General features: G+C 72.6%; 22 protein-coding genes. 14 read left to right on the top strand and 8 right to left on the bottom strand.

Features of this window, described 5'->3' with window-relative positions; all coding sequences use genetic code 11:
* Positions 1-240: 240 nt before the first annotated feature.
* Both CHR28_RS27875 and CHR28_RS27870 read right to left on the bottom strand, forming a co-directional pair.
* Positions 241-1,134, bottom strand: coding sequence for an SCO1860 family LAETG-anchored protein (locus CHR28_RS27875; protein ID WP_094056456.1), 894 nt, complete (start codon positions 1,132-1,134; stop codon positions 241-243).
* A 151-nt stretch (positions 1,135-1,285) separates the two neighbouring features.
* Positions 1,286-2,383, bottom strand: a complete 1,098-nt coding sequence (locus tag CHR28_RS27870; protein ID WP_094056455.1) for an amidohydrolase family protein — start codon at positions 2,381-2,383, stop codon at positions 1,286-1,288.
* A 160-nt stretch (positions 2,384-2,543) separates the two neighbouring features.
* Here CHR28_RS27870 and CHR28_RS27865 point away from each other — a divergent pair, with 160 nt between their 5' ends.
* From CHR28_RS27865 to thpD, 5 genes are all read left to right on the top strand, one after another.
* A complete protein-coding gene (locus tag CHR28_RS27865; RefSeq protein WP_094056454.1) occupies positions 2,544-3,641 on the top strand; it encodes a pyridoxal-phosphate-dependent aminotransferase family protein in 1,098 nt (365 codons plus the stop codon).
* A gap of 351 nt (positions 3,642-3,992) precedes the next feature.
* The gene (ectA, locus tag CHR28_RS27860) at positions 3,993-4,499 is read left to right on the top strand and encodes a diaminobutyrate acetyltransferase (protein WP_094056453.1); all 507 of its coding nucleotides are present in this window, start codon (positions 3,993-3,995) and stop codon (positions 4,497-4,499) included.
* Between the two features lie 97 nt (positions 4,500-4,596).
* Positions 4,597-5,868 carry a diaminobutyrate--2-oxoglutarate transaminase gene (ectB, locus tag CHR28_RS27855; RefSeq protein WP_094056452.1) on the top strand — a complete coding sequence of 424 codons (1,272 nt, stop codon included), beginning with the start codon at positions 4,597-4,599 and terminating at the stop codon, positions 5,866-5,868.
* A 38-nt stretch (positions 5,869-5,906) separates the two neighbouring features.
* Positions 5,907-6,305 carry an ectoine synthase gene (locus tag CHR28_RS27850; RefSeq protein WP_094056451.1) on the top strand — a complete coding sequence of 133 codons (399 nt, stop codon included), beginning with the start codon at positions 5,907-5,909 and terminating at the stop codon, positions 6,303-6,305.
* Positions 6,306-6,312: 7 nt separating this feature from the next.
* Entirely contained in the window at positions 6,313-7,227 is a 915-nt protein-coding gene (gene thpD, locus CHR28_RS27845; RefSeq protein WP_094056450.1) for an ectoine hydroxylase, read from the top strand.
* A gap of 92 nt (positions 7,228-7,319) precedes the next feature.
* Here thpD and CHR28_RS27840 read toward each other — a convergent pair whose 3' ends face one another.
* From CHR28_RS27840 to CHR28_RS27820, 5 genes are all read right to left on the bottom strand, one after another.
* Positions 7,320-8,372, bottom strand: coding sequence for an aminotransferase class V-fold PLP-dependent enzyme (locus tag CHR28_RS27840; protein ID WP_094056525.1), 1,053 nt, complete (start codon positions 8,370-8,372; stop codon positions 7,320-7,322).
* 96 nt (positions 8,373-8,468) lie between these two features.
* Positions 8,469-9,200 (bottom strand): DsbA family oxidoreductase, encoded by a 732-nt coding sequence (locus CHR28_RS27835; RefSeq protein ID WP_094056449.1) that lies wholly within the window; start codon positions 9,198-9,200, stop codon positions 8,469-8,471.
* 74 nt (positions 9,201-9,274) lie between these two features.
* On the bottom strand, positions 9,275-9,769 hold the full coding sequence (locus CHR28_RS27830) for a GNAT family N-acetyltransferase (protein WP_179272586.1): 495 nt from the start codon (positions 9,767-9,769) through the stop codon (positions 9,275-9,277).
* A 46-nt stretch (positions 9,770-9,815) separates the two neighbouring features.
* The gene (locus CHR28_RS27825) at positions 9,816-10,424 is read right to left on the bottom strand and encodes a DUF1349 domain-containing protein (RefSeq protein ID WP_094056448.1); all 609 of its coding nucleotides are present in this window, start codon (positions 10,422-10,424) and stop codon (positions 9,816-9,818) included.
* A gap of 100 nt (positions 10,425-10,524) precedes the next feature.
* A complete protein-coding gene (locus CHR28_RS27820) occupies positions 10,525-12,054 on the bottom strand; it encodes an aldehyde dehydrogenase (NADP(+)) (RefSeq protein WP_094056447.1) in 1,530 nt (509 codons plus the stop codon).
* A 131-nt stretch (positions 12,055-12,185) separates the two neighbouring features.
* Here CHR28_RS27820 and CHR28_RS27815 point away from each other — a divergent pair, with 131 nt between their 5' ends.
* From CHR28_RS27815 to CHR28_RS27790, 6 genes are all read left to right on the top strand, one after another.
* Positions 12,186-12,959, top strand: coding sequence for an IclR family transcriptional regulator (locus tag CHR28_RS27815; RefSeq protein WP_010037854.1), 774 nt, complete (start codon positions 12,186-12,188; stop codon positions 12,957-12,959).
* A 3-nt stretch (positions 12,960-12,962) separates the two neighbouring features.
* Entirely contained in the window at positions 12,963-13,433 is a 471-nt protein-coding gene (locus tag CHR28_RS27810) for a GNAT family N-acetyltransferase (RefSeq protein WP_094056446.1), read from the top strand.
* An 88-nt stretch (positions 13,434-13,521) separates the two neighbouring features.
* Positions 13,522-13,866 (top strand): hypothetical protein, encoded by a 345-nt coding sequence (locus CHR28_RS27805; protein WP_179272585.1) that lies wholly within the window; start codon positions 13,522-13,524, stop codon positions 13,864-13,866.
* Positions 13,851-15,122 carry a sensor histidine kinase gene (locus CHR28_RS27800; protein ID WP_373453391.1) on the top strand — a complete coding sequence of 424 codons (1,272 nt, stop codon included), beginning with the start codon at positions 13,851-13,853 and terminating at the stop codon, positions 15,120-15,122. Before CHR28_RS27805 ends, CHR28_RS27800 begins: the two co-directional genes overlap by 16 nt.
* A complete protein-coding gene (locus CHR28_RS27795) occupies positions 15,119-15,781 on the top strand; it encodes a response regulator transcription factor (RefSeq protein WP_094056445.1) in 663 nt (220 codons plus the stop codon). Before CHR28_RS27800 ends, CHR28_RS27795 begins: the two co-directional genes overlap by 4 nt.
* Positions 15,782-15,856: 75 nt before the next feature.
* Complete coding sequence (locus CHR28_RS27790) at positions 15,857-17,308, top strand: peptidoglycan D,D-transpeptidase FtsI family protein (protein ID WP_094056444.1); 1,452 nt, start codon at positions 15,857-15,859, stop codon at positions 17,306-17,308.
* 72 nt (positions 17,309-17,380) lie between these two features.
* Here CHR28_RS27790 and CHR28_RS27785 read toward each other — a convergent pair whose 3' ends face one another.
* The gene (locus tag CHR28_RS27785) at positions 17,381-18,838 is read right to left on the bottom strand and encodes an NCS2 family permease (RefSeq protein ID WP_094056443.1); all 1,458 of its coding nucleotides are present in this window, start codon (positions 18,836-18,838) and stop codon (positions 17,381-17,383) included.
* A 265-nt stretch (positions 18,839-19,103) separates the two neighbouring features.
* Here CHR28_RS27785 and CHR28_RS27780 point away from each other — a divergent pair, with 265 nt between their 5' ends.
* The 3 genes from CHR28_RS27780 (at position 19,104) to CHR28_RS27770 (ending at position 21,467) form a co-directional block, all read left to right on the top strand.
* Positions 19,104-19,712: a SigE family RNA polymerase sigma factor gene (locus CHR28_RS27780; protein ID WP_094056442.1), complete on the top strand. Its 609-nt coding sequence runs from the start codon at positions 19,104-19,106 to the stop codon at positions 19,710-19,712.
* Positions 19,709-20,548 carry a hypothetical protein gene (locus CHR28_RS27775; RefSeq protein WP_094056441.1) on the top strand — a complete coding sequence of 280 codons (840 nt, stop codon included), beginning with the start codon at positions 19,709-19,711 and terminating at the stop codon, positions 20,546-20,548. The genes CHR28_RS27780 and CHR28_RS27775 overlap by 4 nt, the downstream gene beginning before the upstream one ends.
* A gap of 85 nt (positions 20,549-20,633) precedes the next feature.
* Positions 20,634-21,467, top strand: a complete 834-nt coding sequence (locus tag CHR28_RS27770) for a pectate lyase (RefSeq protein ID WP_094056440.1) — start codon at positions 20,634-20,636, stop codon at positions 21,465-21,467.
* Positions 21,468-21,624 lie beyond the last annotated feature (157 nt).

Raw genomic sequence — 21,624 nt, 5'->3', positions numbered from 1 at the left:
TCGCGCACGCCTCCGGGCCGGGAACAGCGCGAGGGGCACGAGGGCGAGCGCCCGGACCGGGACGGCGTCCGGCAGATCGCCCACTTCCCCGCCCGGCGCGGCGTCCCGCTGTCACGGAGCACGGCGGCATCACCTCCGCCCGGGAGCGGGGCGCGGCGCGTCCGTTCGCGTGGGGCCCGACGCGATCCGCGCCACCGCGACCTCTCGTGCGGCGGCGCCGGTACCGTCGGCCCCCGCGCGTCAGCCGCGCCGCCGGGCCAGGAACACCGCTCCCCCGCCCCCGGCCAGCAGGGCCACCGCGCCGCCCACGAGGTAGGGCGTCGCCGAACTGCCGCCCGTCTCCGCCAGGTTCGCCTCGGCGGGTGCGCCCTGGGGCCGGGTGCCGGCGGGCGGGGCGGAGGCCTCGGCCGCGGGGCTGGGGGTCTTGCAGGTCGCCTCGGCCAGCGTGAGCGTGCCGTCGACCTCGGCGACGTTCAGCTTCAGCGGGTTGACGGAGACCTTGAGTTCGAGGGCCGTGGCGGCGGCCGAGCGGGCCGTCGTCCGGGTGTTCGACAGCTCCAGACGCACCTCGCCGACGCCGGGCACCGTGACGTCGGTCGGGCCGCCGGCGGTCAGCTTCACGCGCTTGCCGAGCACCGTGACCGAGCCGGGCAGCTCGGTGGTGGCGACCGGCTTCCTGCCCACCTCGCACGTGGCCGTGGAGGTGACCTGCGCGATCTCGACCAGGGACAGCAGCGGCAGGCCCGGGACGTGCAGCCGGGCCTGGGCGAGGGTGGTGTTCCCCTCGGCCTTCGTGGCGGTCGTGGTGGCCGTCGCCCGGGCCACCTCCGCGCGCAGCACGCTGAAGGGCCGGCCGCCGTCCACCGCGTCCAGCCGGGCCGTCAGCGTGGTCTTCTCGGCGCTCCTGGGGGCCTCGACCTCGTTGAGGGAGACGGCGAGCGGGACCTGGACCGACTTGTTCAGCAGCGAGACGTCGAGGCCGGTGCGCAGGACGACGGCGCTCGCACGTCCGTGGTCGCCGGTGGCGTGCGCCGGGCTCGCGCCGGCCAGGACCGCGGGCCCGGCGGCGAGGGCCGTGGCCGTGGCGACGGCCGCCAGACGGCGTGCGGGCATGCGGAAGGAAGTGCTGTTCACGGTGGGGACTCCCAGAAGAGACAGGCTCGGGACCCGGAAAGAATCACCCCGCCGCGCGCCCCCCGTCAGCGATCCGACGCCGCTTCACCCCAACGGGGCGATATCGGCGCTGTATTCGAATCCCGCGGCACAGACGTTCCCGCCGTCACCCTCACGCCCCGCCCACCACACGCCCGTTGAGCACCACCCGGCGCGGTGCCGCCAGCACGCGCACGTCCGCGCGCGGGTCCTCGTCGTAGACGACGAGGTCGGCCGGGGCGCCCTCGTCCAGGCCGGGCCGGCCGAGCCAGGCGCGGGCCTTCCAGGTGCCGGCCGCCAGGGCCTCGACGGGCGGGATGCCCGCGGTGACCAGTTCGGCGACCTCGGCCGCCGCCAGGCCGTGGGCGAGTCCGCCGCCGGCGTCGGTGCCGACGAAGACGGGGATGCCGGCGTCGTAGGCGCCCCGGACCGTGTCGTAACGGCGGGCGTGGAGCCGGCGCATATGGGCGGACCAGCGCGGGAACTTGTCCTCGCCGCCGTCGGCGAGCTGCGGGAAGGTGGCGATGTTGACGAGGGTCGGCACGATGGCCACGCCCCGCTCGGCGAACAGCGGGACGAGGTCGTCGGTCAGGCCGGTCGCGTGCTCGATGCAGTCGATGCCCGCCTCGACGAGGTCGCGCAGGGAGCTCTCCGCGAAGCAGTGCGCGGTGACGCGGGCGCCCAGGCGGTGCGCCTCCGCGATCGCCGCCTCGACCGCGCCGCGCGGCCAGCAGGCCGACAGGTCGCCCAGGTCGCGGTCGATCCAGTCGCCGACCAGCTTGACCCAGCCGTCGCCGCGCCGGGCCTCCTGGGCGACGTAGGCGACCAGGTCGTCCGGTTCGATCTCCCAGGCGTAGTTGCGGATGTAGCGGCGGGTGCGCGCGATGTGCCGCCCGGCGCGGATGATCTTGGGCAGGTCCTCGCGGTCGTCGACCCAGCGGGTGTCCGAGGGCGAGCCGGCGTCGCGGATCAGCAGGGTGCCCGCGTCCCGGTCGGTCAGTGCCTGCCGCTCCGCGACGTCCCGCGGGACCGCGCCGTGCCGGTCGAGTCCGACGTGGCAGTGCGCGTCGACGAGGCCGGGCAGGGCCCAGCCCTCCACCGTGCGGACGTCGCGGGCGCCGGCGGGGCGGTCGTAGCAGACGCGGCCGTCGACGACCCACAGTTCGTCCCGGACGTCCTCGGGCCCGACGAGCACCCGTCCCTTCACGTGCAGCACCGCGTGATCGCTCATGCACGGCACCTTAGTGAGCCGCCGGCGGCGCCTCGACGGGGGCCGGGCCTCCCCGGCCTCGCGCACGGGTGCGCCGGGTCCCCGGGCCTCGCGTACGGGGAGCGCGGTACCCGCCGGTTACGCTCATGCCGTCGAACCTGTGAGTGAAGAGAGCATTGCTGTGACGCATCCGTTTCTGGACCTGGCCCCGCTCGGCGCGGACCGCTTCGCCGCGATCGAGGACCGTGTGGCGCGGCTGCTGAGCACCGGGCAGGACGTCGTGATCATGCAGGGCGAGGCGCTGCTGCCGCTGGAGGGCGCGATCCGCGCCACGGCCGGCCCGGGGACAACGGCGCTGAACGTGATCACGGGCCCCTACGGGCAGACGTTCGGCGACTGGCTGCGGGACTGCGGCGCGACGGTGATCGACCTGGCCGTGCCCTTCCACACGGCGGTGACGGCCGAGCAGATCCGGGAGGCCTTCGCCGCGCACCCGGAGATCGACTTCGTGTCCCTGGTGCACGCAGAGGCGGCGACCGGCAACACCAACCCGGTCGCGGAGATCGGCGAGGTGGTGCGGGCGCACGGGGCGCTGTTCTACCTGGACGCCGTGGCGTCGATCGGCGCCGAGCCGGTGCTGCCGGACGCGTGGGGCGTCGACCTGTGCGTGATCGGGGCGCAGAAGGCGATGGGCGGCCCGGCCGGGGTGTCGGCAGTGTCGGTGAGCGAGCGGGCCTGGGCCCGGATGGCGGCGAACCCGCGGGCGCCCCGCCGGTCGTACCTGTCGCTCCTCGACTGGAAGGAGCGGTGGATCGACGGCGGCCGCAAGGCCCTGCTGCACGCGCCGGCACAGCTGGAGATGCTCGCGCTGGAGGCGTGCGTGGAGCGGATCGAGGCGGCGGGCCTGGAGACGGTGATGGCGCGGCACGCGTCGGCCGCGGCCGCCACGCGCGCCGGGGCGCTCGCCCTCGGTGGCGGTCTGGAGCCCTACGTGCACGAGGCCCGGGACGCGGCGCCGGTCGCCACGACCCTGCGCGTCCCGGCCGGGGTGGTGGCCTCGGAGCTCGTGGCCCGTGCCCTGGCGGCGGATCCGGCGCTGCCGCTCGCCGCCGGCGGGGGCGCGCTGGCCAAGGAGATGATCCGGGTCAACCACTACGGCGCCGACGCGACGCCCGGAGCCGTCCGCGCGAGCCTGACGGCACTCGGCGTCGCGCTGTCCGCGCAGGGCCTGTCGGTGGACGTGGAGAGCGCCCTGCGGGCCGCCGAGTCGGCGAAGTGACCGGGGCTTGAATTCGGTGGACTTTTCGAGTTGTCCCACATGTAAGCTGGCACACAATTAATGAATTCTTCCAGGAAAAGCTACCGGTATTCTTCTGCCCGCTTTTCCCGGTCCTAAACGCGCAGATTTTGAGGACCTTCCGCGAGGTAATTCCGACAGGTCTCGTGGGGGTTACATGGTTGTGACGCGTTACACACAGTGACCCCTTTGCCCGGTTTTACCCGGACAATATCGGGCATCTCGCCGCCCCTGTGTCCCGAGCCTCGCGCTCGCGCGATAACACAGGGGCGGCTCATATGTAAGCCCGATCGGCGATGCAATTTTGAATTTCGCTGGGTAAGTTCAATTCGCATGACCGCCGTACAAGCAGATCCGCAAATCGACCGACCCACGGTGGCCGATGGAGCCGCACTGTGGCGGATGGCGAAGGACTCGAAGGTTCTCGACGTGAACTCGTCCTACAGCTATCTGCTGTGGTGCCGCGACTTCGCCGCCACCTCGGCCGTCGCGCGTGACGAGCGCGGCGAGCCGATGGGCTTCATCACCGGGTACGTGCGACCGGACAGCCCGCGCACCCTGCTGGTGTGGCAGGTGGCCGTGGACGAGGCGCACCGCGGGCGCGGTCTGGCCGCGACGCTGCTCGACGGTCTCGTCGCGCGGACCGTCGCCGAGCGCGCGGTGACGACGGTGGAGACGACCATCACTCCGGGCAACGCCGCCTCGGAGCGTCTGTTCACGTCCTTCGCCGAGCGGCACGGCGCACCGCTGCAGCGCGAGGTGCTGTTCGACACGGGCCTGTTCCCCGACGGGCCGCACGACCCGGAGGTCCTGTACCGCATCGGCCCGCTGCCGCACTGAGACCTCCGCGCCGAGACGTCCGCCCCGACTCCCGCAGACCCCAGCAGACTCCCGCTGACTTCACAGACTTCCCCCACGCACCGAGGAGCGATTCGTCGTGACCATCACCCAGCCCGACCTGAGCGTCTTCGAGACCCTGGAGTCCGAGGTGCGCAGCTACTGCCGCGGCTGGCCCACCGTCTTCGACCGTGCGGTGGGCAGCCGCATGTACGACGAGGACGGCCATGAGTACCTCGACTTCTTCGCCGGAGCCGGGTCGCTGAACTACGGGCACAACAACCCGGTCCTGAAACGCGCGCTGATCGACTACCTGGAGCGGGACGGCGTCACGCACGGGCTCGACATGTCGACCACCGCCAAGCGCCGCTTCCTGGAGACGTTCCAGAACCTGCTGCTGCGCCCGCGCGACCTGCCGTACAAGGTCATGTTCCCGGGCCCGACCGGCACCAACGCCGTGGAGTCCGCGCTGAAGCTGGCGCGGAAGGTGAAGGGCCGCGAGGCGATCGTGTCGTTCACCAACGCCTTCCACGGCATGTCGCTGGGCTCGCTGGCCGTCACCGGCAACGCCTTCAAGCGGGCCGGCGCGGGCATCCCGCTGGTGCACGGCACCCCGATGCCGTTCGACAACTACTTCGACGGCCAGGTCCCGGACTTCCTCTGGTTCGAGCGGCTGCTGGAGGACCAGGGCTCCGGCCTGAACAAGCCGGCCGCCGTGATCGTCGAGACCGTGCAGGGCGAGGGCGGCATCAACGTGGCCCGGGCCGAGTGGCTGCGCGCGCTGGCCGATCTGTGCGAGCGGCAGGACATGCTGCTGATCGTCGACGACATCCAGATGGGCTGCGGGCGCACCGGCGCGTTCTTCTCCTTCGAGGAGGCGGGCATCACGCCGGACATCGTCACCGTCTCCAAGTCCATCAGCGGCTACGGCCTGCCCATGTCGCTGTGCCTGTTCAAGCCCGAGCTCGACGTCTGGGAGCCGGGCGAGCACAACGGCACCTTCCGCGGCAACAACCCCGCCTTCGTCACGGCGACCGCGGCCCTGGAGACGTACTGGGCCGACGGCAGCGCGATGGAGAAGCAGACCCGCAAGCGCGGCGAGCAGGTCGAGCAGGCGCTGATCTCCATCACCGAGGAGAACCTGGCCGACGTGAAGGAGTACCGGGGCCGCGGCCTGGTGTGGGGCATGGAGTTCCACGACAAGGCCCGCGCGGGCAAGGTCGCCAGGCGCGCCTTCGAACTCGGGCTGCTCATCGAGACGTCCGGCCCGGAGAGCGAGGTCGTGAAGCTGCTGCCCGCGCTCACCATCACGCCCGAGGAACTGGACGAGGGCCTGAGCACGCTGGCCCGCGCCGTCCGCGAGACCGCCTGACCACACAGCACCACCCACCTAGGAGGCATCGCAGCACCGTGATTGTCCGTTCGTTCAAGGAGATCGAAGGTACCGACCGGCACGTGAAGGCGGCGTCCGGCACGTGGGAGAGCAAACGCATCGTCCTCGCCAAGGAGAAGGTCGGTTTCTCCCTGCACGAGACGATCCTGTACGCGGGTACGGAGACGTCGATGTGGTACGCGAACCACATCGAGGCCGTCGTCTGCGTCGAGGGCGAGGCCGAGCTGACCGACCACGAGACCGGGCGGAAGCACACCATCACGCCCGGGACCATGTACCTCCTGGACGGGCACGAGAGGCACACGCTGCGGGTCAAGGAGGACTTCCGCTGCCTCTGCGTGTTCAACCCGCCCGTGACCGGACGGGAGGACCACGACGAGAACGGCGTCTACCCGCTGCTCACCGAGGAGGTGTGACGTTTCCATGACCGCCACGACCGACACGACCACCACCACCGGTATCCCCGACCTCTACCCCACGCGCGGTGCGGCCGAGGTGCTCACCCCGCGGCAGGACCCGGTCGTCTGGGGCGCGCCCGACGCGCCCGGGCCGATCGTGCCCGCCGACCTGCTGTCCTTCGAGCGCGACGGCTTCCTCGCCATCGACCAGCTCATCACGGACGACGAGGTCACCGTCTACCGCAACGAGCTGAACCGGCTCGTCAACGACCCGGACATCCGTGCCGACGAGCGGTCGATCGTCGAGCCGAAGTCCAAGGAGATCCGCTCGGTCTTCGAGGTGCACCGGATCAGCGAGGTGTTCGCCAAGCTGGTCAGCGACGAGCGGGTCGTCGGACGGGCGCGGCAGATCCTCGGCTCGGACGTCTACGTCCACCAGTCGCGGATCAACGTCAAGCCGGGGTTCGGCGCCAGTGGCTTCTACTGGCACTCGGACTTCGAGACGTGGCACGCCGAGGACGGTCTGCCGCGGATGCGCACGGTGTCGGTCTCGATCGCGCTGACCGAGAACTACGACACCAACGGCGGGCTCATGATCATGCCGGGGTCGCACAAGACGTTCCTCGGGTGCGCCGGGGAGACGCCGAAGGACAACTACAAGAAGTCGCTGCAGATGCAGGACGCGGGCACGCCCTCGGACGAGGCGCTGACCCGGTTCGCCACCGAGCACGGCATCAAGCTGTTCACGGGCAGGGCCGGTTCGGCGACCTGGTTCGACTGCAACTGCATGCACGGTTCGGGCGACAACATCACGCCGTTCCCGCGCAGCAACGTGTTCATCGTGTTCAACAGCGTGGAGAACACGGCGGTGGAACCGTTCGCGGCACCGGTGCGGCGCCCGGAGTTCATCGGGGCGCGGGACTTCACGCCGGTGCAGTGAGCGCGGGTCGCGGTGCACCGACCGTGTGAACGAGCTGCCGGGTGGGGCCTCCTCGTGTGGGACGGGAGGCCCCACCCGGTTTCTTCATGCCCTCAGGCCTTCAGGGCGTCCAGCAGCCGGTCGACGTCCGCCGGGGTGTTGTAGAGGTGGAACGCGGCCCGCAGGTTGCCCGCCCGGTCGGACACCTGGATGCCCGCCCGGCTCAGCTCGTCCTGCCGGTGGCCGAGCCCGGGCACGGACACGATCGCCGAGCCCGGGGCCGGAACCGGCGTGTGTCCCAGCTCGGCCAGCCCGGCCCGGAAGCGGTCCGCGAGCCCGACGTCGTGGGCGTGCACGGCGTCGACGCCGATCTCCTCGACGAGTTCCAGGGAGGCGCGCAGCCCGGCGTGGCTGAACAGGGCCGGGCTGATGTCGAACCGCCGCGCGGAGTGGGCGTGTTCGCGGACCGGGCCGTAGCAGCTGTCCCAGGGGACCTCGCCGGCGACCCAGCCGGCGAGCAGCGGGGTGAGCCCGCCGAAGTCCCGCGGGGCGACGAAGAACGTGACGCCGTGCGGCCCGAGGAGCCACTTGAAGCCGACGGCGGCGACGAAGTCGTCGGCGTCGCCGTCCAGCGGCAGCCAGCCGGCGGACTGGGAGGCGTCGACGTAGGTGCGCGCCCCGTGCCCGCGGGCCGCGTCGCGCACCGCCGGCAGGTCCGCGAGCCGGCCGTCGGCGGACTGGGCGCTGCTCACGGCGACCAGCGCGGTGCCGGGCCGGACGGACTCGGCGAGCCGTTCCAGGGGCACGGCCCGCACCTTGAGGTCACCGCGCTCGTGGAACGGATTCACCAGCGAGGCGAAGTCGTCCTCGGCGGTGAGCACTTCGGCCCCGGCGGGCAGGGAGGCGGCGATCAGGGCGCCGTACTCGGCGACCGAGGCCCCGGTCGCGACCCGCTCGGCGGGCACCCCGGCGAGCCGGGCGAAGCAGGCGCGGGCGGCCTCCACGTCCTCGTACAGGGGGCCCAGGGGCACGCCCTCGGCCCGCATCCGCACCGCCCGCTGCACGGCGGTGACGGTGCGGGCGGGCAGGAGTCCGTTGCTCGCGGTGTTGAGGTAGGTGTGCTTCGGGGCGAACTCGGCTCGGACGAGGTTCTCGAAGGTCTCCATGGGACCACTCTGCGTCCGCTCGATCTCCCCGTCCATTGCCGATTTCTGCGTGATGTCGCCAAGCAACGCTTATGTATGCGCGCTGAGCTGGGCGGATCAGCGCTGGGGCACCGCGCAGCCGTCCGGACCGCAGGCGTCGGCGCCGTCCGTGCCCCCGTCGGCCGCGCTGTCGACGATCTGCAGCGGCGTGCGCTCGCCGTAGGCCTGGGCCAGGGCGCGGGCGAAGACCTCGGCGGGCTGGGCGCCGGAGACGCCGTACCTGCGGTCGAGCACGAAGAACGGCACTCCGTTGGCGCCGAGCTGCGCGGCCTCCCGTTCGTCGGCGCGGACCTCGTCGGCGTAGGCGCGCGGGTCGGCGAGCACCGCCCGTACGTCCTCCTCCGCCAGTCCGGCCGCGACGGCGAGCTCCACCAGCCGCTCGTCGTCGTCGAAGACGGAGCGCTCGTCGGCGAAGTTGGCCCGGTACAGCAGGTCGAGCAGCCGCTCCTGGCGGCCGTGCTCCTTGGCGAGGTGGAGCAGACGGTGCATGTCGAAGGTGCTGCCGTGATCGCGGCCGCGGGTGCGGTAGTCGAGCCCCTCGGCGGCGGCCTGGGCGCCCAGGTTGTCCTCACCGGCCTCGGCCTGCGCGGGGCTCATCCCGTACTTCTTGGTGAGCATGGTGATCACGGGCTGGACGTCGCCCTTGGCGCGCCCGGGGTCGAGCTCGAAGGAGCGGTGCACCACCTCGACCTCGTCGCGGTGCGGGAACTCCCGCAGCGCCTTCTCGAAGCGGGCCTTGCCCACGTAGCACCAGGGGCAGGCGATGTCGCTCCAGATCTCGACGCGCATGACTTCGGCTCTCTCCAGCTCTCGGGGGACGGAGGCTCCCTCCGCCGGGTGCGTGAACGTTCAAGCAGAGCGTTTCATTCCCCGGGCAGGCCGAGCCGCATCCGCAGGTGGTGGTCCCCCGGCTCCGCCGCCTCGCTCACCCAGCCCTGCCGCCGGTAGAAGCCCTGGGCCCGCCGGTTGTCCACGTGCACGTCGAGCACGGCCGTCCGTCTGCGGTCGGCCTGCCACTCCTCGACGCAGGCGGCGTGCAGGGCGGCACCGACGCCGCGGCGCCAGTGGCCGGGGTCGACGTGGAACTGGAACAGCTTCACCACCTCCGGCGGAGCGTCCTCGGGCGTGCGGAAGGATGCCAGGGCGATGATCCGCCCCGCCTCGACGACGCACAGCACCCGCCCGTCCGGCCGCGTGAGGGCGCCGCGCCAGGAGGCGGTCCAGTCCGTGCCGTCCTGCGGCACCCCGTCGGGGTAGTACGTCGCCCTGGCCCGGGCGTGCAGCGCGACGACCTGCTCCACCTCGGCGGGCAGCACCGTACGGATCACCCGGCCGGGAGTCACTCTGTTGCCGATCATGGAACGGAGGACGTGCCCGGCCGGGGGGACGGTTCCCGTCCCGCCCTCAGCTGCCGTCGCGCAGGTCGTCGGGCCACCGGTGCCGGAACTCGATGTGGTCGTACGTCACCACACAGCCCTCCCCCATCGGCGACTGGGTCATGAAGCCGACCAGGGCCGCGCCCGTCTCCTTCTCGTCGCCGAGGGTGAACAGGCGGACGAAGGTCCAGCGTTCGCCGTCGCGGGAGGCGTGGAAGGCGAAGGCGCGGCCGGTGCGGCTCACCCGCAGCCAGACGGAACTGCCGTCCACCGTGAAGGAGTTGGCATCGTCCGAGTGGCCGCGGGTGACCACCGTGCAGACCGTGGGCACGTCCGGGGAGTACTCCAGGCAGAGCTTGGCCCAGGCCCGCTCACCCACGTGGACGTAGAGCACCCCGGCGTCGAACGCCGCCGCGAACCCCACCGTGACCTTGGCGATCAGCTGGAAGTCCCCCTCGGGCGCCCCCAGCAGCCGCGGCGCGTCGGAGGCGGGGTCCAGCCCCTCCCCGGTGGGCGGCACGAAGCGGTCCTGCCGCGTCCCGGCCCACCCGGTGAGCACGCCGTCCTCATGGGTCCAGTGGGCCTCGGGCCCGTAGGAGCGCAGCGGGAACGGCAGTTCGGGAAGTTCGAGATCCATTCGACCCACTCTTCCAGACACGCCCTCCAGGGGCGCGGGGAACTGCGCGAACGGCCACGACGCACCGGCAGCCCGCGATCCCCCCGCACCCCCGCGGCGCTCAGCGCTCCAGACGCCCGTTGAACCGCCGCGGCAGCCCCAGCGGGTTGTCGTCCCGCAGTTCCTGCGGCAGCAGCGCCTCCGGGGCGTTCTGGTACACGACCGGCCGCAGCCACCGCTCGATCGCCGTCCCGCCCACCGACGTGGACGTCGACGTCGTCGCCGGGTACGGCCCCCCGTGGTGCTGCGCCGGGGCGACGGCGACACCCGTCGGCCAGCCGTTCACCAGCACGCGACCGGCCAGCGGCGTCAGTTCCTGCAGCAGTTCCGCGCCACGGCCCTGGCCCGCGGCCTCCTCCTCGGAGAGCTGCACCGTGGCCGTCAGGTTGCCCGGCAGACGCGACAGCACGGCCTTGACCTCGGCCTCGTCCTCGTAGCGGGCCACCACGGTGACCGGGCCGAAGCACTCCTCCAGGAGCAGGTCGTGCTCGCCCTCCCGGGCCAGCCTGCTCGCCGGCACGGTGAGGAAGCCCGCGCTGACGGTGTGCTCGCCGCCCGCCCCGGGCGTGACCGGCGACTCGACGTCGGGCAGCCCGGCCCGCTCGGCGACACCGGCGACGAAGTTGTCCCGCATGCGGTGGTCGAGCAGGACCCCGGCGTCGGTGTCGCTGACGGCGTCGGTCAGCGACTTGAGCAGGGCGTCACCGGCGGCGCCGGACGGCGCGAGGACGAGGCCCGGCTTCACGCAGAACTGGCCGACGCCCAGCGTCATCGAACCGGCGAGGCCCGAGCCGATCGCCTCGGCCCGCTCGGCGGCGGCGGCCTCGGTGACGACGACCGGGTTCAGCGAGCCCAGCTCGCCGTGGAAGGGGATCGGCACCGGGCGGGCGGCCGCCGCGTCGAACAGGGCCCGGCCGCCGCGCACGGAGCCGGTGAAGCCGGCCGCCGCGACCAGCGGGTGCTTGATCAGCTCGACGCCGGCCTCGAAGCCGTGGACCAGGCCGACGACGCCCTCGGGGATGTCGTGCCGGGCGGCGGCGCGGCGCAGCACCTTGGCGACGTACTCGGACAGGGCCGGGTGGTCGGGGTGGGCCTTGACGACGACGGGGCAGCCGGCCGCGAGGGCGCTCGCGGTGTCGCCGCCGGCGACGGAGAAGGCGAACGGGAAGTTCGAGGCCGAGTAGACGGCGACGACGCCGAGGGGCACCTTGTAGCGGCGCAGGTCCGGGATCGGCGGGGTGGCGGTGTCGTCCGGGTGGTTGATGACGACGTCGAGGAAGGCGCCCTCGTCGACGATGTCGGCGAAGGCCCGAAGCTGGTAGCAGGTGCGGGCGAGCTCGCCGGTCAGCCGGACCGGGCCGAGCGCGGTCTCGGCGTCGGCGGTCTCGACGAGCCCGTCCCTGGCCGCCTCCAGCTCCTCGGCGGCGCCGCGCAGGAAGGCCGCGCGGACGGTACGGTCCGCGAGCGAGCCGCGGGCCTCGTGCGCGGCACGGACGGCGGCGTCCACCTCCTGGGCTGTGGCCTCCACCGCAACCTGCTCGCGCTGCTTCCCGGTTCGGGGGTCGACACTCCAGACTGGTGCTGCTGCCACCGCGGGTCCCTCCACACATGTAATGCCGCAGTACGGGGTCATCCACCAGGGACGTTCGATATACTGAACGCTGTCTCCGATGATGAATACGCTGGGAGACTATTTCCCGTCGAACGAAGGGGTCAAGGGCGATGTCGGCTGGCGAGACGGGCGGCGGGGCGCAGGTCAAGTCCGCGGTACGTACGGTTGAACTGCTCGAATACTTCGCCGGGCGTCCCGGTATGCACTCGCTCGCGGCGGTCCAGGAGGCCGTCGGCTACCCCAAGTCCAGCCTCTACATGCTGCTGCGCACCCTCGTCGAACTGGGCTGGGTGGAGACGGACGCCACCGGCACGCGCTACGGCATCGGCGTGCGGGCCCTGCTGGTGGGCACCTCGTACATCGACGGCGACGAGGTCGTCGCGGCGGCCCGGCCGACCCTGGACCGGCTCTCGGACGACACCACGGAGACGATCCACCTCGCCCGCCTCGACGGCACCAACGTCGTCTACCTCGCCACCCGCCAGTCGCAGCACTACCTGCGGCCCTTCACCCGGGTCGGCCGCCGGCTGCCCGCGCACTCCACGTCCCTCGGCAAGGCCCTGCTGAGCACCTACTCCGACGAGCAGGTCCGCAAGATGCTCCCGGAGACGCTGCCCGCGCTGACCGAGAACACGATCACCGACCGGGAGAAGCTCATCGAGGAGCTGCACCAGGTGCGCGAGCAGGGCTTCGCGGTGGACCGCGAGGAGAACACGCTGGGGCTGCGCTGCTTCGGCGTGGCGATCCCCTACCGCACCCCGGCGCGCGACGCCATCAGCTGCTCGGTTCCGGTGGCCCGGCTGACCCCGGCGCACGAACAGCTGGTCAAGGACGCGCTGTTCGACGCCCGGGACCGGCTGACCCTGGCCACCCGTAGGCTCTGAGGCATGAATGTCGAGCTGCGCGCGGTCCACGACAGCGATCTGCCGGTCTTCTTCCGGCAGCTGAACGACCCCGAGGCGCTCCACATGGCGGCCTTCACCCCGGCGGACCCGTCCGACCGGGACGCCTTCGACGCCCACTGGGCCCGGATCCGCTCCTCCTCGGACGTGGTGCGCACGGTGCTCGCCGACGGTGACGTGGTCGGCAGCGCGGCGGTGTACGGGGTGCCGGGCGAGCGCGAGGTGACGTACTGGATCGACCGCGCGTACTGGGGCAAAGGGCTCGCCACGGCCGCCCTGCGGGCGCTGCTGGCGGAGGTGCCCGAGCGTCCCCTGTACGCCCGGGCGGCCTCGGACAACGCGGGATCGCTGCGGGTGCTGGAGAAGTGCGGGTTCCGTGCGGTGGCCTCGGCCAGCGGGTTCGCGCAGGCGCGGGGCACCGAGATCGAGGAGACGGTGCTGCTCCTGGAGGGCTGAGCAGCCCCCGGGTTCTCCGCCGTCCGGCGGAGGCGGATCGTCGGCGCGCAGGAGGTGGCGCGGGGCCGCGCCGCGGGAGGCTGGGCGCATGACGCAGTCCATCGCTCCCGGCACAGCCGTCCGTCCCGGCCGTGTCCGGCGGGTTCTCCGTGCCGTCGCCGTCGTCTCCTGCCTGCCGTACCTCGGGCTCAAGACCGCCTGGATCGCCGGGAGTCGGCTCGGGACACCCGAGGGCAGCGCGCTGCTGGACGACCGGCTCGCCGTGGCCGTGATCAGCGCGCTGTCGGTGCTGCCGGACAGCGCGGTGATCGTGCTCGCGCTGATGCCGACCCGGCCGGCCCACGCGGGCCAGTTGCTCGCCGGCTTCGACGCCGCCCTGGGCGTCTGCTTCTTCGCGGAGCGTGCGGCCGGGACCGCGTGGCGGACGGCGTGAAGGGGGCCGCCCGGCTCCTGTTCGGCCGGCGGGCGCGGCTGCGCTGGGTGCATCTGATCCTCGGCGGCGCGCTCGCCATGCCGTACGTCCTGCTCGGCGAGGCGTTCATCGGCCCCGCCACCGGCTCGCAGAACGTCTTCGGGTCCTTTCCGCTGCAGCTCGCCTCGTTCGGCGCGGGACTGCCGATCGCTGCGGTCACGTCCCTGTTCCCGCTGACCCGGCCGCTGGAGGCCGCCGCCGTGCGCTGGCTGTGCGGGGTCGACGCGGACCGGCTCGCCCTCGCACCGGCCCGCACCCGCGGCGAGAAGGCACGCACGGCCGCCTGGTTCACCCTGCACCTCGGGGTCGGCGGGATCATCGCGGGCATGTCGCTGGCCCTGCCGCCGTTCGCCGCCGTGCTGATCGCGCTGCCGGCCGTCGCGGCACTGCGCGGCACCCGGCTCGGGCTGCCCGAAGTCCTCGACCACACCTGGGCGCCGGCGCTCGCCCCCGTCGTGGGCGTGGCCTCGCTCGTCGCGCTGGCGGCCTGCGCGGCCGGGGCCGGTGCCCTGCTGGCCCACTGGGCGCCGCGGCTGCTCGGCCCCACGCCCGAGGACCGGCTCGCCGCCGCAGAGGCGCGCGCCGCCGACCTCGCGGTGCGCAACCGGCTGGCCCGGGAGCTGCACGACTCCGTCGGGCACGCCCTGAGCGCGGTCACCCTGCAGGCCGGCGCGGCCCGCCGGGTGCTGGACTCCGACCCGGAGTTCGTGCGCGAGGCCCTCGCCGCGATCGAGGACACGACCCGGCGCACGGTGGGCGAACTCGACGCCGTGCTGGGCGTGCTGCGCGAGGGCGACGGCCCGGGCACCGCCCCGGCGCCCACCCTCGCCGCCGACCTGTCGGGCCTGCTGGCCCGGACCCGGGCGGGCGGGCAGCGCGTGACCGCCACGGTCGCCGCCGACCCCGGGGCGCTGCCCCCGCTGGTGTCCCGCGAGGCCTACCGGATCGTGCAGGAGGGGCTGAGCAACGCCCTGCGGCACGCCGGCGCGGGGGTCGCCGTCGACGTGCGGATCGAGGTGGCGGACGGCGAGCTGGCGATCACCGTGGAGAACCCGGTGACCGGGCCGGTGTCCTCCCGCCCCGGCGGCGGCCACGGCCTGCGGGGCATCGCGGACCGGGCCAGACTGCTGAGCGGCACGGCGGCGGCGGGAACCAGCGGAGCCGCCGGGGAGATCTTCCGTCTGCACGTACGCCTGCCGCTGAAGGGACCCGCATGACCCGCCCCGCCCCGATCCGCGTCGTCCTGGCCGACGACGAGCGCATGGTCCGCACCGCGCTGCGCGCCATCCTCTCCGCCGAGCCGGACCTGGAGGTCGCGGGTGAGGCGGCCACCGGGGCCGAGGCCGTCTCGGTCGTCCGCGACCTGCGCCCGGACGTCGTCCTGATGGACGTGCGGATGCCGGGCATCGACGGCATCCGCGCCACCGAGCAGATCCTGGCCGGCCTGGCCGAGCCGCCCCGGATCGTCGTCGTGACGACGTTCGAGAACGACTCCTACGTCTACGACGCGCTGCGCGCCGGGGCCGCCGGGTTCCTGCTCAAGCGGGCCGATGCCGACGCGCTCGTGCAGGCGGTCCGGCTGGTGGCCCGCAGCGACAGCCTGCTGTTCCCGGCGGCCGTGCGCGCCCTCGCCACCGAGCACGCCCGGGCGCACCGGGAACCGCCCGCGTGGGTGGCGCGGCTCACGGCACGCGAGGGGGAGGTGCTGCGGCACATGGCGCGGGGGCTGACCAACGCGGAGATCGCCCACCGGATGGAGGTCGGCCCGGCCACGGTGAAGTCGCACGTCGCGGCGGTCCTGGCCAAGACGGGCACCCGGGACCGCACCCAGGCGGTGATCGCGGCGTACGAGGCGGGCTTTCTGAACGGCGGATGAGAAAACGGGGCGCTCCGATGAGAATGCGCACGGACGGGAACGATCCGGCCCGCGTGGCTCGTCCTTCTGTTCGGCATGAACAAGACGATCAGGCGCGCCTCCCTCTTCACGCTGCTGCTGGTGCTGGCCCTGCTGGTCAGGGCCACCTGGGTGCAGTTCTACGAGGGCCGGGCGCTCGCAGACGACAAGGACAACCGGCGGAACGCCATCGCGACGTACTCGGCGCCGCTCGGGAACATCATCGTGGGCGGCCGGTCGGTCACGGGCTCGGCGCCGACGAAGACGGGCGACCTGAGATACAAGCGCACGTACACCGACGGCGAGCTGTACGCGGCGGTGACCGGCTACGCCTCGCAGGCCTACGCGCCGACCCAGCTGGAGGGCATCTACACCGACCTGCTCAACGGCACGGACAACCGCCTGAAGTCGGTGCTGGACACGCTCACCAACCGGCGGGCCGACCCGGGCAACGTGGTGACGACGATCGACCCGGACGTGCAGAAGGCGGCGTACGACGCGCTCGGCGACAAGAAGGGCGGGGCGGTCGCCGTCGACCCGAAGACCGGGAAGATCCTGGCGGTGGTGTCGACGCCGTCGTACGACCCCTCGGCGCTGACCGACGCCAACACGGCCGGGACCGCGTGGAAGAAGCTCACCTCGGACCCGGACAAGCCGCTGACCAACCGGGCCCTGCGGCAGCCGCTGCCGCCCGGTTCGACGTTCAAGCTGGTCGTGGCCGCGGCGGCGCTGGAGGACGGGCTGTACACGTCGGTGGACGAGCGGACCGACAGCCCGGACCCCTACACGCTGCCGGGCACCTCACGGGAGCTGAGCAACGAGAACCCGAACGCGCCCTGCACGAACGCCACGATCCGCACGGCGCTGGAGTACTCGTGCAACAACGTCTTCGCCAAGATGGCCGTGAAGCTCGGCCAGGACAAGGTCAGGGCGATGGCCGAGAAGTTCGGCTTCAACGACGAGGAGCAGGACGTGCCCGTGCGGGCCTACCCGAGCGTCTACCCGTCGGACATGTACCCGTCGGAGACGGCGCTGACCGGCATCGGCCAGTTCGACGTCACGGCCACGCCCCTGCAGATGGCGATGGTGTCCGCGGCCATCGCCAACGGCGGCAAGCTGGTCTCGCCGCACATGGTCGCGCAGATCACCGACAGCGGCGGTGACGTGCTGCGGGACTACGACGACGAGGCGGGCACGAAGGAGATCGTCTCCTCCTCGACCGCCGAGCAGCTGCAGTCGGCGATGCGGACGGTGGTGGAGCGGGGCACGGGGACCAACGCGCAGGTCCCGGGCGCGACCGTGGGCGGCAAGACGGGCACGGCCCAGCACGGCGAGAACAACAGCCAGGTGCCGTACGCCTGGTTCACCTCGTACGGCAAGTCCGGCGGCAAGGAGGTCGCCGTGGCGGTGGTCGTGGAGCAGTCGGACGCGGCCCGCTCGGAGGTCAGCGGCAACGGGCTCGCGGCGCCGGTCGCGAAGGCGATGATGGAAGCGGCGCTGAAGGACTGAACCTCGGCGGCGTGGAAGCCGTCTGTACGAGCGACGGGCCGCCCCCTTCCCCCCGGGGGCGGCCCGTCGCCGTCACTTCGCGCCCAGCAGCTGCTCGATCGGGTCGATCGCGAAGTACACGAGGAACAGCGCCGAGGTCGCCCACAGCAGCCAGTGCACCTCCCTGGCCTTGCCGAGGACACTCTTGATGACGACGTAGGCGAGGAAGCCGGCGCCGATGCCGTTGGTGATGGAGTAGGTGAACGGCATGACGGCGATGGTGAGGAAGGCCGGGATCGCGATGTCGTAGCGGTCCCAGTCGATGTGCTTGACCTGGGTCATCATCAGGAAGCCGACGGCGACCAGGGCGGGGGCGGCCGCCTGCAGCGGGACGATGGTCAGCAGCGGGGTCAGGAACAGGGCGAGACCGAACAGGGCGCCGGTGACCAGGTTGGAGAAGCCGGTGCGCGCGCCCTCGCCGACGCCGGCCGCGGACTCGATGTAGGAGGTCGCGGAGGAGGCGGAGGCGGCTCCGCCCGCGACGGCGGCGGCGCCGTCGATGAGCAGCACCCGGCCGAGGTTCGGGACCTTGCCGTCCTCGTCGAGCAGACCGGCCTCGGCGCTGATGCCGACGACCGTGCCCATGGTGTCGAAGAAGTCGGACAGGATCAGCGTGAAGACCAGCAGGACGACGGTGACGACACCCACGCCGGGGGCGCTGAAGGCGCCGAGGAGGTCGAAGTCGCCGAGGAGCCCGAAGTCGGGGGCGTCGACGATCCGGTCGGGCCAGGACGGTGTGGTCAGGCCCCAGCTCTTGATGTCCGCCAGGGAGTTGATCACTATCGCCACGGCCGTCATGGTGACGATGCTGATCAGGATGGCGCCCTTGACCTTGCGGGCGAGCAGGGCCACCGTCAGCAGCACTCCGAGGCAGAAGACGAGCAGCGGCCAGCCGGCGAGGGTGCCGCTGCCGCCGAGCTGCACGGGCACGGTGGTGTTCGCGGCGTCCGGGATGCGGCTGACGAACCCGGCGTCGACGAAGCCGATGAAGGCGATGAACAGGCCGATGCCGACGCTGATCGCCTGCTTGAGCGGCTGGGGGATGGCGTGCATGACGGCCTCGCGCAGCCCGGTCACCACCAGCACGCAGATCAGCAGGCCTTCGAGGACGATGAGGCCCATCGCGTCGTCCCAGCTCATCAGCGGGGCGATCTGGAAGGCGACCACGGCGTTCAGCCCGAGCCCGGCGGCGAGCGCGAGGGGGAGGTTGCCGGCGACGCCCATGATGATCGTCATGACGGCGGCCACCAGGGCGGTGGCGGTGGTGAGCTGGACGGCGTCCAGCTGGTGCCCGGACTTGTCCTTCGCGCTGCCCAGGATGATGGGGTTCAGGACCAGGATGTAGGCCATCGTGAAGAAGGTGGCGAAGCCGCCGCGTATCTCCCGGCCGAGGGTGGAACCCCGCTCGGAGATGCGGAAGAACCGGTCGACACCGTGTGCCGGGGGCGGGCCGGCGGTGGGCCGGTCGGTGACCTGCTGCGGTTCGGACATCGTGCGCGCTCCTCGGTGCCTGGGTGATCGGTGTGCGGATGCTGGCCGGATTGTGCCCCCGTCGCACCCCGTTCGGGTTTTCTCCGTGTTACGGAATCGAAGTCCGGCCCGCCATATGCCGTTCGAAGCTCCGTACGAACCATCCGGGGATCGCTGCTACGCTTCCGGATCTCGTCCGGACTCTCCGGGTGATCACATGTCATCTACATGACACTCACAGGGCGTCCCGTCCGGGAGTGCCTGCAGCCGCTGCGAGGAGTCGCCCGTGGGCACAGTCGTCGACGACGCCGCCTCCGCGGAGTTCCACGCCTTCTTCGAGCGCCACTACGCCGAACTGTCCCGCCTGGCCCACCTGCTGACGGGCGAGCCGGACACCGCCGACGACCTGGCGGCGGACGCCCTGCTGGCGCTGTGGCACCGCTGGGACCGGGTGCGCGCGGCCGACCATCCGGCGGCGTACGCGCGCGGGGTGGTGGCCAACCTGGCCCGCACCCGTATCCGCAGCGCGGTGCGCGAGCGGCGGCGCGTCGCGCTGTTCTGGTCGCAGCGCGAGGAGAACACCGAGAACCCGGACGTGCCGGGCGTGGTCGACGTCCAGGAGGCCCTGCGCAGGCTGCCGTTCCGCAAACGGGCCTGTGTGGTGCTGCGGCACGCCTTCGACCTCTCGGAGAAGGACACCGCGCTCGCCCTGGGCGTCTCGGTCGGTACGGTGAAGAGCCAGACCTCGAAGGGGATGGCCGAACTCCAGCGGTTGCTGGGCACACAGGGGCTGCCGCAGCGGATGCACGCGGCGCTGGGCGCACCCCGCGCCCCCCGCTGCTCGCCCGCCGTGGAGGGCGTGCGCGCCGGTGAGCGCGGAGGAAGGGACCGATGACGATGCGGCGGGACGTGCACGAGGAGCTGCGCGCCCGGCTGCAGGAGGCGGCCGGAGGACACCAGCCCGACCGGGAGCGGATCCTGGCCCGCGTCGAGCGCGGGATGGCCGCTCCGGCCGGTGCGGGCCATCGGGCGGCGCGTCCGCCGGTGTTCGGCTGGATGCGGGTGGCGGGCGCGACGGCGGCGGTGGCGGGCGTGCTGGCGGTGGGCGGGTACGCGGTCGCGTCGGCGGTGCGGGAGGAGGCCGCGCCGCGGCAGCGGGAGGTGGCGACGTCACCGGCACCCGCGCCGTCACCGGAGGCGACGAGCCGGGCGCCCGCACCACCCGTGGACCCGGCGCCGAGCAGCCCGCCCGGGGAGCGGCAGCCGAGCAGCCCGCCGCCCTCGCGCACGCCGAGCGCCTCCGCCCCGCAGCGGACACCGGCCGCGACCGAGGACGGGCCGCTGTGGTCGGACGGCTCGGTGGACCCGCACAGCAACGACTTCTGGGCGCAGAGCAACGTGACGCTGAAGAACCGTGAGCAACTGACCGCGCTGACGGTGCGGTTGCGGATCGCGCAGACCGGCGGTGTCTCCGGGACGGGCGCCTGGCGCTCCCTGCCCGAGGGCGACTTCACGCTCACGGTCGCCGAGGAGGACGGCTTCCTCGTCTACACCTGGACGCTCAAGGAGGGCCGTACGGTCCCGGTGGGCGAGTGGGTGTTCGCGGGGCAGTACGACCACGACCGCGGGGGCCGCGACGCGGGCGCGGACCGCTACGCGGTGACGGCCGCGCACGGCTCCGCGCAGCTGTCCGTGGGCGGCGGTTTCGCCGCCGCGGGCGACGGCTCGTGAGAAAGACCGGAAGGCGCGGCAACCCTTTCCGCACCGGTGGCGACCACTTCGCGCAAGAGTCACCACCCATCTGAGGAATCGGTACATGACTGCACCAGCAGAACAGCGGGTCCGTCACCGCCGCCGGGCGACCAAGCGGCGGGCGGTGATCGCCGGTGTGTCGGCGCTCGGCATCACGGGAGCGGCGATCATCACGACGTCGATGCTGTCGTCGGCGGGCGCCGCGTCCTCCTGGCCCACGGACAAGGGCAGGACGCCCGTGCCGAAGACCATCGCGGTCTCCGGTGTCCGCGACGGCGGGATGAAGATGTTCTACGGCACCGGCGCGCTCGGCGGTGACAGCCAGGACGAGGGCCAGGACCCCCTCTTCGAGCTCGCCGACGGCGCGGTGCTGAAGAACGTCGTCATCGGCACGCCGGCCGCCGACGGGGTGCACTGCAAGGGCAGTTGCACGCTGCAGAACGTGTGGTGGCTGGACGTCGGCGAGGACGCGGCCAGCTTCAAGGGCAAGTCGCCCTCGGCGGTGTACCAGGTGATCGGCGGCGGCGCGAGGAACGCCGACGACAAGGTGCTGCAGTTCAACGGCGCCGGCACGCTGAACGTCTCGGGCTTCCAGGTGGAGAACGCCGGCAAGCTGGTCCGCTCCTGCGGCAACTGCAAGACGCAGTACAAGCGCACGATCGTGCTGAACGACATCGACGTGACGGCGCCGATGAACTCGATCGTCGGCGTGAACGCCAACTACGGCGACACGGCCACGCTGTCGAGGATCCGCATCCACGGCGACGGCAAGAAGAAGATCAAGACGTGTGTGCGCTTCGAGGGCAACGACACCGGCAAGGAGCCCAAGGAGCTGAAGCCGGCCGGCCCGGACGGCAAGACCTGCACGTTCACCGCTGCGGACGTGTCCTACCAGTAGGTCCCGTCGCCGTGTGACTCCGGCCGGCCCCGGTCCCCCCTTGGGCCGGCCGGACGGCACCGGCCGAGCCCCCCCTCGGCCTGTGCCCAAGGCGCCCCCGCCGGTTCGCACCCGGCGGGGGCGCCGTCGTGTGCGGCGCGCCGTCGGCCGTGCGGCT

Source organism: Streptomyces sp. XY006, assembly GCF_002237655.1.
GTDB classification, from domain to species: Bacteria; Actinomycetota; Actinomycetes; order Streptomycetales; family Streptomycetaceae; genus Streptomyces; species Streptomyces levis.
Note: the sequence above shows the minus strand (reverse complement) of the source record. Positions and strands in the feature narration are given on the sequence as shown.